The sequence below is a fragment of the Pseudoalteromonas sp. 68 DY56-GL68 genome (assembly GCF_041414825.1).
Classification (GTDB): Bacteria; Pseudomonadota; Gammaproteobacteria; order Enterobacterales; family Alteromonadaceae; genus Pseudoalteromonas.
The window spans coordinates 313,108-326,970 of record NZ_JAOCZL010000006.1; the positions used below are offsets into that span (position 1 = coordinate 313,108).

The following is a 13,863-nucleotide window of genomic DNA, read 5'->3' on the forward strand; positions in this document are numbered from 1 at the left end:
CTAATATAAAAATGCCAGCACTTAGCTGGCATTTTTGTTACTTCGAAGGGCAACACGCCCTTTAAATCAGCGAGCAAGTTTTTTATCAATATAGGCACATGACTTAGTAAGTGCCTTTTGGCACAAGGTTAAATAATCACGCGCTTTAGGATAATAAAAAGATAAACAGAAAAGCCCTGCAATAAAGAAGATCAGCGAGGGCCCCGGAATAATGACAAAAACTAAACCCAATAACATGCACAAGGCACCTAAACTGATTAATGCAATTTTTTTCATCTGGCTATCTCATTTGCTGCTTTAATACACAGTATAAAAGTATTGCACCCTAAATCGATAAAAAGAGTGTTACAAACTGTAAAATCTTCAATTTATCTTGGCTATTAGCATGATATAATTTGCAAAATGCCTTAATTTATCACCGTCATGATAGCAACAATAAGCCAACAACAAGCCGCCACAGAACTCGTTTCTAATTACTTAGAAACAATTAAAAAACAAGGTTTTAGTGGTGATACCGATGCAAGCTTTTCTACACGTTTAAGTTTATCGACCGATAACAGCGTTTACCAACAAGTACCTCAAGGTGTCATCTTTCCAAAGTCTGCAAAAGACATACAACTTGCTATGCAAATTGCTTCACGTGATCCGTTTTTATCACTGACATTTGGTCCACGCGGTGGCGGTACGGGTACTAATGGCCAATCGCTAACACCCGGTATAGTTGTTGATTTATCACGTTATATGCGTGAAATCTTAGAAATCAATGTCGAAGAAAACTGGGTACGCGTGCAGACAGGTGTAATCAAAGATCAATTAAATGACTTTTTACGCCCTTATGGTTTTTTCTTTGCGCCAGATTTATCAACAAGTAACCGAGCAACAATCGGTGGCATGATAAATACAGATGCCTCTGGTCAAGGCTCTTTGGTTTATGGCAAAACCAGTGATCACGTTTTAGGCCTGACGACTTATCTTGTTGATGGCACTGAAATGTCAACAACCCCTATGCCTATTGAAAAAGCAAAAGTAATTGCTGAACAAAACACGACTGTAGGTAAATTATATAAAACAGTTATCGATATTGGCCTTGAAAACCGTGATGCTATTTTAGAAAAATTCCCACGTTTAAACCGTTTTCTTACCGGTTACGATTTAGAACATATTTTTTCTGATGATTTACAAACCTTTGATATGAGCCGATTAATTACTGGCTCCGAAGGTTCTTTAGGTATTGTTACAGAAGCGAAACTTAACATTACGCCAATTGCAGAATTTAAGACTTTAATTAACATTAAATACGATAGCTTTGATTCTGCACTTCGTCATTCACCCTTTCTAGTCGCAGCAAATGCAACTTCGGTAGAAACAGTCGACAGTAAAGTGCTTAACCTTGCTCGAGAAGATATCATTTGGCATTCAGTATCGGACTTAATAACCGATGTTGAAAACAAAGATATGCAAGGGCTCAACATGGTTGAGTTTAATGCGGTTTCACCAGAAGACATAAAAGACAAAGTAGACACTCTTTGTAAGTTACTTGATGAATGTGTTGCAAAGCAAACTAATGGCGTGATCGGTTATCAGTTAACCAATGACAAGGCTGATATTTTAAAAATTTATGCAATGCGTAAAAAGTCAGTGGGTCTTTTAGGGAATGTAAAAGGCAATCAAAAACCATTAGCTTTTGCTGAAGATACTGCAGTACCTCCAGAAAACTTAGCAGATTTCATTGTCGAGTTTCGCGAACTTCTCGATAACCACAATCTTCAATATGGTATGTTTGGCCATGTTGATGCGGGTGTTTTACACGTACGACCTGCTTTAGATATGTGTGACCCTGAGCAAGAAAAATTGCTTCGTCATATTTCTGATGAAGTCGTTAAATTGACTGCCAAATATGGCGGCTTAATGTGGGGTGAGCACGGCAAAGGATATCGAAGTGAATATGGCCCTGAATTTTTTGGCGAGCATTTATTTACACAACTTCGAAAAATTAAAGCGGCATTTGATCCAAATAACAGAGTAAACCCTGGTAAAATCTGTACGCCAATTGAAAGTAAAGACTCACTCGTTTCTGTTGACGATCAAAAGCGAGCCTGGTTCGACAAAGAAATTTCTATCGATGTTAAAACAGAATTTAATAACGCGATGACCTGTAATGGTAATGGTCTGTGTTTTAACTACGATGAAAAATCACCAATGTGTCCGTCTTATAAAGTAACAGGTGACCGCCGATATTCACCAAAAGGTCGTGCGAGTTTAATGCGCGAATGGTTACGACTTCAAGAGTCTGAAAATATTGATTTACTCAATGTTGAAAAAGAATTGATCAATGGTGAAGTAATCACTTGGTGGGAGCGCTATCAACATAGTCGCGATAAGAAAAAAGGCGTTTATGATTTCTCTCATGAAGTGAAAGAATCAATGGACGAATGTTTAGCTTGTAAAGCATGTACAACTGCATGCCCAATTAAAGTTGACGTACCAACATTCCGTTCACGCTTTTTAAATTTCTACCATAGTTTTTATGCACGCCCAGCAAAAGATTACTTAGTGGCAGGTATCGAACAAACTGCGCCGGTGATGGCAAAATTTGCTAAAGTGGTAAACCCAATAGTAAATACAAAACTTGTTTCAGGTTTAATTAAAAATACTATTGGTTATGTTGATACACCAAGTTTAAGCGTACCGCAACTTTCAAAACGTATTTCTAAAGATCAACAATTCAATTTTGAATTACTTAACTCGCTTTCCAAAGAACAACAAGCTGAATATGTATTGATAGTTCAAGATCCATTTACAAGTTTTTATGAAGCCGAATTAGTTGAAAGCTTTATTAAAGTCATTAAAGCGTTAGGCAAAAAAGTAATGCTATTACCATTTAAACCTAATGGTAAAGCACAGCATGTAAAAGGGTTTTTAAATGAATTTAAAACAACAGCAAAAAATGCAGCTGAGTTTTTAAATTCACTCAGTGAAATCAATGCACCTTTAGTTGGGCTCGATGCATCTTTGGTTATGTGTTACCGAGATGAATATGTGTCAATTTTAAAAGAGAACCGTGGAGATTTTAAAGTTGAACTTGCGCATGAATGGCTTCAAACGCAAAACTTCAAACAGGTTACTCTTGCCACAAAATCGAATTCGCCATTTAAATTGTTAAGTCATTGTACTGAAACAACAGCTATGCCAAATGCATCTAAAGTTTGGCAAACTATTTTTGCTGATTTAAATTTACAACTAGATACGACTAGTACAGGTTGTTGTGGTATGGCAGGAACCTATGGCCATGAAAAACAAAACCAAGAAAATTCACGCGCACTTTATGAAATGAGTTGGCAACCAATTATTTCTAATAATGAGCCTGAAGCTATTTTAGCAACTGGGTTTTCTTGTCGTAGCCAAGTGAAACGCTATGAAAAATTTAAACCAAAGCATCCACTGCAATTAATTGCAGAGCTACTTTAAAATAATAAAGGCGCTTAACGCGCCTTTTTTATTGATAACTTTTTGCGATGGGCTTGGTACTCATGCCATGAATGAACACACTAAATAAAATGGTTGTTAATGTTACGGTGGCAATTTGTTCTTTGTTTGCAATATTTGTGTCCATTACCATTAAAGTGAAAACGATAGACGCCAAACCTCGTGGACCAAACCAAGCAAAAGTAAATTTGTCTTTGAAATTTAGATTAGTAAACATAAGTGAAAGTAGTACCGGCACAATTCTAAAAATCGTCACACTTAATAACGCATAAAAAACAATTGGCCAGGTAATATCATTCACAATTAAGTGGCCACATACAAAACCGAATAAACACCAAATAAGTAGCGCAACAAGTTCTGCGATATGTTCAGAATCTTTAACTAATGTAGAACGTATTTTCCTAGGGGCTAAATAGTCAAATAAAAGCCCCGCGACGAAAACGGCAATAAAACCACTACCATGGAAATTTTGTGTTAAAGAGAAAATAGCTATTACTAAACCAATTAATAAAAATGGACTGCTATTATTGGCAAAGTAATGACGTGCTAATGCAATTTTTAAAAGTGGAATAAACACGGCCATAGACACGCCAGCAATAACCAGTGCAACACCTAACTCTCTTGTAAAAACAAGTAAAGTATCAATTGTCGTTACAGCACTCTCTGGGTTTTGAACTAATAAAAGTAAAACTAAAAAAATGGGAACGCAAAGGCCGTCGTTCAAACCACTTTCCGTATTTATTCCTTCTCGAACTTTTTCTGGTACTGATGTACATTCTAAAATTCCCTTACTAAGCGCGGCATCAGTTGGCGTTAAAATAATCGCGATCAATGCAGATTGAAAAAGTGATAACTCAGAAAAGAAAAATAAAGCACCGGCAACACCTAACATTAATGTCATAGGTAAAGCGACAAAAAGTAACAGGCTAGGGTACTGATAACTATGTTTTAAAACGGTTAGTTTTGATTTTGCTGCATCGGTAAATAAAAAAATGCTTAAGGTTAATTCAACCAAAGGTAAAATGTCACTGAGTTCTGCTTCGCCTAGCTTAAACTCACTCGGCAAAAAGTAAGACATTGCAATTCCTACTAACACAAAAAACATTGGCCCAGTAATTTCGGTTCGCTCTAACTGACGGATTGTCAGTGAGTAAAATAAAAGAGCTAAGCCAACTAATGCTAGTATTGTATATTCCATTAAACTTTCCTTTTTATTCCAGACTTTGCGCGTTCTTTTATATTTGTTTGAATATAAATTTGATCTGTTGTGGCAATTTTTGCATGACCCAAATCTTCAGATAAATGTTTAAGCGGCCTTGTTTGTGCATCATGCGTTGCTCCGGTATGTCTTAGCCAGTGAGCCGTGGCCGCTTCAAGTTGTTCCGCATCATCTTTAAAGCCGTCATCTAATAATGATTGTTTTGCTAAATCAAAACTTTGCTGTACTAAACGGCGAATTTGTCGAACAGTCATTCCCCCTTTACCACGAATTTTGTGAACAAGCGGTTCAGCTTCATCAACGCGGGGCAGGGCAGGTAGACCACGGTAAAGTCTGTAACGTTTTAGATACGTGATAAAATCTTCGCTTAAAGTAACATCACGTAATTTATTACCTTTGCCCATAATTCTTAAAAACCAAAAACCATCATTATCTTGCCAAAAATGTGACATAACCGGCGACCACTGAGGTCGCTCTGATAACTCGGAAATTCGTAAGTACAATCCTTTTAAACAAGCAAGAGTGAATAAATTTCTTTCTAAATCAGGTTGTTGTTCACATAAATCCCGAGTAACACCAAAAACATATTCCCATTGAATATCACTGAGTGTATCGGGGATTTTGATTTGCGATTGCACCACTAAGTAAGGGCTATTCTTTTTAACAACGGGAACAAAGTTAGCAAACGTTTTTTCTTCTAAAATTGCGAACTTATAAAACACATTGAGTGCTGTAAACATAGCGGCGAGTGTTTGTTGGCTAGCAATATTTTCTTTATTGATGAAAGGGCGCCAATTTGTATTTAGTCGTCTTATACCTTGTTCATCTTTATAACGCCATTGCACTGAATTTGATAACCAGGCTGAATCTGGTTCAACCATAAAATCAACATAAGCTTCAATATCGTCACGTTTTAGATCAAAAACTGATTTTTCAGCAATTAACCATGCCCATAAGCAGAATCGCTCAAGTTCATTTCGAAAGCGATTAAATGTTGCTTCTGATTTTCGGCCGTAAACATACAAGAATTGATATAGAAAAGTTAAGTCTTTTCTTGATTCAGCAACAGTCAATCCAACTTGATGTATAAAGTTATCAAGTTCAGGATATTCTGTAGCAAGAGTATCATCTTCAAGATGGGCAATTTGATAGCGCAGTTGTTTAAGTGTATCGACGAGAGCAACGAGCATAATGATTAAATATCTTGTAAAATAACAAGTTATAAGACTAACACAAAGTCCGATACTGTCTAGTATTGGACTTTAAATATTATCTTTTTAGTCTATATTTATCATAACCATTGCCATACAAATATTCGAGGAATATGTATGAAAAAGTTTTTTACTATTAGTTTAATTTTAGTTACAGCCATCCTAACTGGTTGTGCTACTACAGGAAGCGCTTCTCCCGATGAAAAACGTGCTTTAGTACAAAGCATGAAAAATAATACACTAAGTGAGCTTTACGCACAAAAACCCGATGTAAAACAGCAAATTGCTAACTCAGCAGGTTATGCAGTTTTTGATAATGCCAACGTAAATGTTGTTTTAGCCAGCTTTGGTGGTGGCTATGGTGTAGTTAAAAATAACCTAACAGGTAAATCAACTTACATGAATATGGGTGAAGCTGGTTTAGGCTTAGGTCTAGGCGTTAAAGACTTTAATGTCGTTATGGTTTTTCATAACCAAGCCGCTGTAAATCGCTTTATTGAACACGGTTGGGCATTCGGTGGTAACGCAGATGCAGCTGCTAAATATGAAAATAATGGTGGCGCTTTAGTTGCCGAAGCAATTGCCGACCAAGTAACAGTTTATTCTTTAACCGAAAATGGCCTTGCGTTACAAGCAGTACTTAAAGGCACTAAATTTTGGGTAGATTCTGAGCTAAATTAAGTTATTTAAAACCCTTCTAAAAGTGGGCTAGTTAGCAACCTAACTCCCACTTTTAATTATTTAACACAATTTAACATAACGTAATTTATTCATCTACCATTCACCTACAAACCTTGCGGGGCGGGCGTTTTAGAAAGTCAAGACCGACAAAATGTCGGGGGTGTTTTTCACTTACGCAACGCTTTTGCGCCACAATTTTGCACGCTCTTCATTACCCGCCTTTTCAGCCTTATTAGCTTCCATTAAAGCCAGTATATTCAATGGCTCAGGGTGTTCACCAACAAGCAAAAGCTTTAGAGCGATAAGGTCAGAAAATTCACGTTCGCCAGTTCTTGCATGGCTAAGCGTTTGTTTTGGTATACCTGTTAACTTCCACACCATGTAGTCAGTGTCAACATCTGCAACGCTTTTGAACCAGTCGAGCAGCTCAATTGAGTTGGTTATTTTCATATGTTTTCTATCCGTCTTGACGAGTCGGTTTTTTGATTATAGTCCTAGTCTACAAGCAATGCATCAATATACAGACCGTAGACTAGTATACCGAACGTATATTAGTATCCATCCAAGCACGCTAACCGCTTGCTTTAATTTCCTTTGGCTCGGCGGTTACTGTTTAAATATACAGTAACCGCTTTTTTCTTAAGCCAAAGTGAACAGCTCAAACAAAACCACTACGCCAAAGGTGAGATTATGTGTCAATTATCAGCTGGCGCTCTTTTTAAGTTGAAGCGTGAAAGAGTCCTAAAATATCAATTTATGTTTGCGTCAATCAGACGGTTTCGAAATGCACCATTGCATCTCAGGGCCCATATGCGCACTCCAATAGTGAATTTAGTAAGGATTAGAATTGTTGGAGAGGTGGATAGGGGTGATTTTTTGTTTGCAGAGCTACTTTGTAAGCGAGCTAAGAAAGCGGGGTTATTGCTATGAGCCAATTCAACGTTGAAATCACAGAACTAAAAACATCTGAAAGCCATTGGGATTACGCCAGAGGTAAAGCAGCCCAGCTAAAGCTCGCCTTTAAAAATAAAAAGGCAGAGCTAGACCGCGCCGAGCAAATCAAAAAACAAGCTAAAGCTACTCAAGCACCTTTAGCTAATGACGAATTACGCCGCAGAGCTTTGAAGCTTGCAGCACAAAATAGAATGGTGACTTTATGAGCGCGACAGTTGAAGATTTAAAAGCCGCTTGGCTTGTTATCAGAACAGTACAAGAGCGCACCGCATCAAACACACCACCAACAACCGATAATGTAGAGCTATGCGAGTGGTACGTTTTAAAGCTGGCTGACATAGGGTTGAACGCGGCATCACTTGCCCTTGAAGATGCGTTAAATGATTGGTGCGGGCTGCTGCTGTAATGCAAGTGCGCAGTATTGCAATTGCCTACGAGTCGGTAAAGTGTAGCGAAAAACCCGCTAAACTTATCGACGGCAAGCTTGATTTTGCTCAAGCCAAAAGATACACCAAACAAAAGCTACAGCCGATTGAGCTAGTTAGACCTATGCCTTTCGGCTTAGCTTCGTTTGGTTTTGACCGTTCTGCAGAATGGGCTAAAGAGCAACTAAAGAAAGTCCCTACAACATACTTACGCCGCCATGCAGCAAAGCTTTATGCTGCGCGTTTCAACTCAACAACCGCAAAAAACCCAGAACGAAGCGCAAACATCTTCCTTCGCCAATTGATTAAACGTGTTGACGATATTGTTACCCGTTCACCACTGACAATTACAGAGTTACAGCGTGAAAAGCGCAGAAAAGACAAGGCTAAACAATTATCTATCGTATGCCAGCAAATGGGTATTGTTGATATTCACAAAGGGATGACGTTAGCAGAAGCAACAGCGCTTGTAATTCACAAATATCAATTAATTGCTGAGTTCACAATTAACCAAATTGAAACCGCGCCAGCGTGGGCTATGTATCAAACATTCTTGAAAAAAGGTGGAAATACAGAGCTTGTGGCAGACAGGTTAGAAGTCGCTATCCGCAGAATGAGCTGTGATAAATGGTGGTTAAGAAAGCTTAATCGCGCGCGTGACATGACGTTAGAGCACTTAAATATCACGCTTGGACTAGTAAATAAAAAGCACAGCCCTTACGCATCATTGCAAGCTGTTAATGAATTTAGATACGCGAAGAAATCACAGCAAGACTGGCTTAATTCTATGACGCTTGAAAGCGAGGACGGTGAAATCACACTTGATCTCGCTAAGGTCTTTGAAGGGTCGGTGTCAAACCCAGAAAAACGCCGTATTGAATTAATGGTCCGTTGTCGCGGTTATGAAGAATACGCAGAGAGCCAAGGTATGCGCGCAATGTTTTACACCATCACAGCGCCTAGCAAGTTTCACGCAAGTAGCAATAAATACAACAACGCCACACCCAAGGAAACACAAGCGTTTTTAGTAAACCAGTGGGCTAAAGTGCGCGCCGAATTACACAAAATCGACATACCTGTATTTGGTGTGCGTGTTGTTGAGCCGCATCATGATGCAACACCACACTGGCACATGCTTTTATTCATGCTGCCAGAGCATGAGGAAGCAACAACAAAAATACTAAAAAGCTATGCGCTACAGGTTGACGGTGAAGAGAAAGGCGCAGCAAAGGCGCGCTTTACTGCTGAATACATCGACCCAGACAAAGGCTCTGCGGTTGGTTATATCGCTAAATACATTTCAAAGAACATCAACGCAAATCATATAGAAGGTGAAACAGATGATGAAACAGGCAGTGAATTTACTAGTGAAAATGGCCTTGTGCTTAATGTGGGTGCTTGGGCTTCTCGTTGGCGCATTCGTCAATTTCAGTTTGTTGGCGGCGCAAGCGTTGGTTTATGGCGCGAGTTTAGACGCGCAAAGACTGACGGAATTAGCCGACTCTCAACGACAGCAGTTAACGTTTTCAAGGCTGCTGATAGCTCACAGTTTGCGGAGTTTATCAATCTGCTTGGTGGTGCGTTTGCAAAGCGTTCTGAGCGGCCTTTTCAAGTTTCCCTTGTGGGTGATGGGCTTAATGAATATGGGGAGCAAAAAAAGCGCGTCCTAGGTATTCAGGACAATTGCACAGGTCGGGTTTTACAAACGCGTGAAACGCGTTTTTCTCTTAAAAGCCGCGACAGCGGCGCTACTTGGAGCACTGAAAATAACTGTAACCACCCCGCCAATGATTGGCAAATAAGCGCGGGTGATAGGCTAAATCCTATCGCTCTAATACCTAAAGAGGTCAGAAATAGCGTTTTACGCGGTGCAACGTATTACGAAACAGACGAAGCACTAAAAACAATTACTAGTTTTAAAGTTGTCAATAACCAAATTAAACAGGAAAGCATATCACTATGAACAGCTTAAACGCCCTAACAGAGCAACACAAAAAAGTAACAGCAGCAGCAAACAACGCCAGAAATGCAACAATGCTAACCGCCAAACATGCAGCAACTAAACTTGCTGATGAAGTGGCCGTGTTGCTTGAAACTAAAATCCAATGTCTTTACGAAATTAACGATCGTTTGAACAAGCTTGAAGGGGTTAGTCTATGAAACTACCTTCAAAAACAGTTCCTACAACGGACGGTGAAGGCACAGTACCACTAAGTAACAGCAGAAACCCCGTTCTAGGTGTGTTTAAACATCATTGCGGAACTATCGCCAGCGTTCACCAACCGAAAGGCAAGCGAAAAAACACATTGTATTTAATCTGTGAAGAATGCGGCGTTGACCAATGCAACGGCGCAATTTATCAGGAAAAAATCAGGGCCCAAATGCGCCCAACAATCGAAGATTTACTAGCCGAAAATGAAGCGGTAGAAGTTGAAGCCGCACAAGTCGAAGCGATTGCAGTAGATACACCTAAACCGACAGATACCGCAGAAATAGCGGCTTACAGCGCTTTAGGTAATACCGAGCAAGCCGAAACATTAACCGAAAAACAAGCCGAACCACTGGCCGAAAAAACGGTTAAATCGTTTACCGATAATTTGGCGTTTACTGACTCGCCTAGTAAGCCGACTGAAATCAATGATAACGCGGTTTCTGAGCCGAAAACCGAAGCCGACACACAAACCGAAAAACCAGCTAACAACAAACCGAAACGCATTGCCATTGCAGCGGGCATAGGTGCGTTATTTGGCAGTTTATTAGCACTAAGAGCATAAGGGGTAACTCATGCAAACACAGCAAAACGAAGAACAAACAATTGACCCACAAACACAGGCACTTGCACAGCAAGCAGAACGTGATGCAGAAATGAACGCCGCCGCGCGTAGCTTAGACGGTGACTTTGACCCTGCTAATGCGGGTATTGCCGACGAAGCACCGCAAGCAAAAAGTGAAACAGAACAGTTGAGCGAGTTATTGCAAGATGATGGTGGTTCATTGCTTGTTGTCACTGATTTGATAACCACATACGAGGCATTATTACAGCAGTTCGGACATCATAAATTTAAGATTGAGGATGAAAGAAAAGCGCATACAGCCGAGCGGGTTGCACCAGTAGTCAAAAAATACGGCCATAGCTTAAGCGGTGCCTTTGGTGATTACAAAGAGGAATTGATAGCAGCTCTTGCGGTTGGTGGTTTAGTGCATGGCTCAATTAAACAGATTAAAGAACTGAAAGCCATTGATGCAGCAAAAGAGGTTAAGCCGACAGAAACCGCTAATGATGCGGCTAACAGCGATTCAGCCGAAGCCGAAAGCGAGCCAGAGCACAAGGAAGCGGCCTAATGAATTTATCGCCTATCAATCCTAATGACAGCCTGAATATAACCCATGCGCTTTACTCAGGGACAACGGGGTCAGGTAAATCGGTGGCCACACAAAAAGCGGGGCTAATCAAAGCGACTGACCAAGTTGCATTTTGGGACTTATACGGCCAGTACAAAGGGCGCACATTCTTAGACCGCACTGTCAGGACCTATTCAACGCTAAGCGGCTTTTTACGTGCATTGCAAGCAGGACGTAAAACGAACCAAGGCTTTAAAATTGCATTTACGCCCAACAACCCGCCGAAGGACAAAAGAGAAATACGCAAGTTGTTTCTTAAGGTGTGCGGTATTGTCTGGGGCATGGGTAACGGTTTCCACCCTAAAACACTGCACTTTATAGCCGAAGAAATTAACCGCGTAACGAATACGTCAGGGGATGAGGATTCGATATACGGCGAAATATTAGAAGTTGGCCGCAAATTTAACATCAAGTGCCATTCTGTAAGCCAGCGTTTAGCCCCAATCCCACAAACCGTCATTGCGCAAAGTGGTTATAAATGGGTTGGCCGTCAAGAGGCTATCGGGGATGTTGAGCGCGTGGCGCGTGAAATGCAACTTAAACCGAGCGAAATCATGGATCTCGAACGTTACGAAGATAACAAAGTTGTGCGCCTTGAGTATTACTTTAAGAAGCCAGGATTTAACAACGTTAAAAAGGATAAATTCGTATTTAAAAAAGCGGCTTAAGCCGAAAACAACACCTTTCCATTCTCCAAAGCCGCTTAAATGCGGCTTTTTTTTACCTAATTTAACCTAATAGGTTAACCCCATTTTTACCCCATTGACCTAAGCCGAAACCAAATCGTTTACTAAAAACCACTCAAGCAAGCAAAGAACTTTAAGGCGCAATGTGAACAAACAAATCATTTACGGCACAGGCGCGGCGGTTGCTGCGTTTGCAACAGTAAAACTAATTAAACATTTTTTATTTCAATCAAAGAGCAAAACAAATGAAAGCACAAACTAAAAATCACTTAATTTCGGCAGGTATCGCGCTAGCTATCTCAGTACTTGTGGTGTGGTCATCAAATAACGTTGATGCAGTTGAAGATGTGATCGGCTAAGCCGAACACCAACCGATTATTAAACAAAAAAGGTAACTAAATAATGAATTTATCAGCCGCATTAGCAAAAATCATGGGCAAGATGCAACCTACAATGATTCAGTTGGAAGGTGCAACGGGCGTTGCTTACAACGAAGAAGCAACGATTAAGCTGCAAGCTGGCCTTGTGTATCACTCAATTGAGCTTGAAACAAACCTTAAGACCGTTTCAACTATTGAAAAAATCACCATTGATGTAAACGGCGTTCCTGTTGCATACGCTTCAAACAAAATCTTAGATATGCTTGATAAGGCATATCAAAAACACCAAGCGGAAGGTCGTTTCGTTTTCGACTTATCAAAATTTGAATACCGCACAAGCCAAGGCATTTACCAAACGCAACTTGCAACTGAAATTACAGACGTAGTAACTCTGCAAGTTAAATTCAAAGCCAAAGACGCAGCCGACCCAGCAGTTCCAACACTGAAAGGCAAGGCATACGTAACAAACCTTACGCCGCTTGGCCGTGTTTACTTACCTACTCGCTACGAGCTAACACAACAAAGCGCCGCAGCGGGTGAGCATACATGGAATTTTCCAGCGGGTAATACACGCTCATTTGTTCAACGTCTTGTGTTCGTTGAAAACGAGGTGTCAATCTCTGAAATCCGTGTTAAGCGTGGCTCACGCACAATTCACCGCGTAATGCGAAGCGATCTTGACTACGGCTTGCAACGTTATGCGGGCATCAATCTACAAGCGGGTTATTGCATTTTAGATTTTACTCAACTCGGCTTTGGCGCTGAGGGCGCATTAAGCACAGCGGGCTTAAGCTTTGAATTTGTCGTTGATGGTGCGGGCGCTATCAAAACGTATGTCGAAGGCTTCAAGCAAGTAAAAGAATTGCCAACGCCTGCACAGCTTGCGCAATTAGTTCAAGCAAACGCTGCAAACGATGCATTCGCAGCAAACGCAGCATAAGGGGGCTTTATGTCTTGGTGGGATTCAATTGTAGAAACGGCGGGCGACTTGTACGACAACGCCACCGACTACATTGGCGAGCAGTACAACGGCTATCTTGAATATCAAAAAACCGTTCAATCAGAAGCGCAAAAAGACACTGACGCACTACGACAAAACGAACCTGTAAAAGGTCAGCTTGTTGATGGTTCGCCAGTGGTATCTGGCACAACGGGCGCACCGACACAAGGCCAGCCGTTTATGACTCAGCAGCTTATTGCGGGTGTAGATAATAAATGGCTGGTTGCGGGCGGTGTCGCGGCGCTGTTCCTTCTGATGCGTAAATAGGGGGCGTTATGCCATTACTTTTAGTGCTTGTGGGCGGTGGTATCGGCTTCACGGCGGGGAGTTGGTCTAGCGACTTGCTAGGCAAAGCAACAAAGCTTGCTCTTGTCGGTGGTGCGGGTTATGTCGCCTATCATGTTTATAAAAAGGGGTAA

General features: G+C 40.7%; 16 protein-coding genes. 12 read left to right on the forward strand and 4 right to left on the reverse strand.

The window, feature by feature from the left end; genetic code table 11:
• Positions 1 to 66: 66 nt before the first annotated feature.
• On the reverse strand, positions 67 to 276 hold the full coding sequence (locus NYF15_RS02135; protein WP_054553331.1) for a PGPGW domain-containing protein: 210 nt from the start codon (positions 274 to 276) through the stop codon (positions 67 to 69).
• Between the two features lie 147 nt (positions 277 to 423).
• Here NYF15_RS02135 and NYF15_RS02140 point away from each other — a divergent pair, with 147 nt between their 5' ends.
• Entirely contained in the window at positions 424 to 3,468 is a 3,045-nt protein-coding gene (locus NYF15_RS02140; protein WP_371352622.1) for an FAD-binding and (Fe-S)-binding domain-containing protein, read from the forward strand.
• 28 nt (positions 3,469 to 3,496) lie between these two features.
• On the opposite strand, the gene NYF15_RS02145 is transcribed toward NYF15_RS02140, so the two are convergent.
• Both NYF15_RS02145 and NYF15_RS02150 read right to left on the reverse strand, forming a co-directional pair.
• Positions 3,497 to 4,684 carry a cation:proton antiporter gene (locus tag NYF15_RS02145; protein WP_371352623.1) on the reverse strand — a complete coding sequence of 396 codons (1,188 nt, stop codon included), beginning with the start codon at positions 4,682 to 4,684 and terminating at the stop codon, positions 3,497 to 3,499.
• The gene (locus NYF15_RS02150) at positions 4,684 to 5,895 is read right to left on the reverse strand and encodes a tyrosine-type recombinase/integrase (RefSeq protein ID WP_371352624.1); all 1,212 of its coding nucleotides are present in this window, start codon (positions 5,893 to 5,895) and stop codon (positions 4,684 to 4,686) included. Before NYF15_RS02150 ends, NYF15_RS02145 begins: the two co-directional genes overlap by 1 nt.
• Before the next feature lie 138 nt (positions 5,896 to 6,033).
• On the opposite strand from NYF15_RS02150, the gene NYF15_RS02155 reads away from it, so the two are divergent.
• A complete protein-coding gene (locus NYF15_RS02155) occupies positions 6,034 to 6,597 on the forward strand; it encodes a YSC84-related protein (RefSeq protein ID WP_130152062.1) in 564 nt (187 codons plus the stop codon).
• Positions 6,598 to 6,768: 171 nt separating this feature from the next.
• Here the strand turns inward: NYF15_RS02155 and NYF15_RS02160 are convergent, their stop codons facing one another.
• A complete protein-coding gene (locus NYF15_RS02160) occupies positions 6,769 to 7,047 on the reverse strand; it encodes a hypothetical protein (RefSeq protein WP_371352625.1) in 279 nt (92 codons plus the stop codon).
• Positions 7,048 to 7,523: 476 nt separating this feature from the next.
• Between NYF15_RS02160 and NYF15_RS02165 the strand changes: the two genes are divergently transcribed.
• From NYF15_RS02165 to NYF15_RS02210, 10 genes are all read left to right on the forward strand, one after another.
• Positions 7,524 to 7,757 (forward strand): hypothetical protein, encoded by a 234-nt coding sequence (locus NYF15_RS02165; protein ID WP_371352626.1) that lies wholly within the window; start codon positions 7,524 to 7,526, stop codon positions 7,755 to 7,757.
• Complete coding sequence (locus tag NYF15_RS02170) at positions 7,754 to 7,957, forward strand: hypothetical protein (RefSeq protein WP_371352627.1); 204 nt, start codon at positions 7,754 to 7,756, stop codon at positions 7,955 to 7,957. Before NYF15_RS02165 ends, NYF15_RS02170 begins: the two co-directional genes overlap by 4 nt.
• A complete protein-coding gene (locus tag NYF15_RS02175; RefSeq protein ID WP_371352628.1) occupies positions 7,957 to 9,939 on the forward strand; it encodes a replication endonuclease in 1,983 nt (660 codons plus the stop codon). The genes NYF15_RS02170 and NYF15_RS02175 overlap by 1 nt, the downstream gene beginning before the upstream one ends.
• Entirely contained in the window at positions 9,936 to 10,136 is a 201-nt protein-coding gene (locus NYF15_RS02180) for a hypothetical protein (RefSeq protein WP_371352629.1), read from the forward strand. The genes NYF15_RS02175 and NYF15_RS02180 overlap by 4 nt, the downstream gene beginning before the upstream one ends.
• Positions 10,133 to 10,750, forward strand: a complete 618-nt coding sequence (locus NYF15_RS02185; protein ID WP_371352630.1) for a hypothetical protein — start codon at positions 10,133 to 10,135, stop codon at positions 10,748 to 10,750. The genes NYF15_RS02180 and NYF15_RS02185 overlap by 4 nt, the downstream gene beginning before the upstream one ends.
• A gap of 10 nt (positions 10,751 to 10,760) precedes the next feature.
• Positions 10,761 to 11,318, forward strand: a complete 558-nt coding sequence (locus NYF15_RS02190; RefSeq protein WP_371352631.1) for a hypothetical protein — start codon at positions 10,761 to 10,763, stop codon at positions 11,316 to 11,318.
• A complete protein-coding gene (locus NYF15_RS02195; RefSeq protein ID WP_371352632.1) occupies positions 11,318 to 12,046 on the forward strand; it encodes a hypothetical protein in 729 nt (242 codons plus the stop codon). Before NYF15_RS02190 ends, NYF15_RS02195 begins: the two co-directional genes overlap by 1 nt.
• A 420-nt stretch (positions 12,047 to 12,466) precedes the next feature.
• A complete protein-coding gene (locus NYF15_RS02200) occupies positions 12,467 to 13,384 on the forward strand; it encodes a major capsid protein P2 (protein ID WP_371352633.1) in 918 nt (305 codons plus the stop codon).
• Between the two features lie 9 nt (positions 13,385 to 13,393).
• Positions 13,394 to 13,711, forward strand: coding sequence for a hypothetical protein (locus tag NYF15_RS02205; protein WP_371352634.1), 318 nt, complete (start codon positions 13,394 to 13,396; stop codon positions 13,709 to 13,711).
• Between the two features lie 8 nt (positions 13,712 to 13,719).
• Complete coding sequence (locus tag NYF15_RS02210; protein WP_371352635.1) at positions 13,720 to 13,863, forward strand: hypothetical protein; 144 nt, start codon at positions 13,720 to 13,722, stop codon at positions 13,861 to 13,863.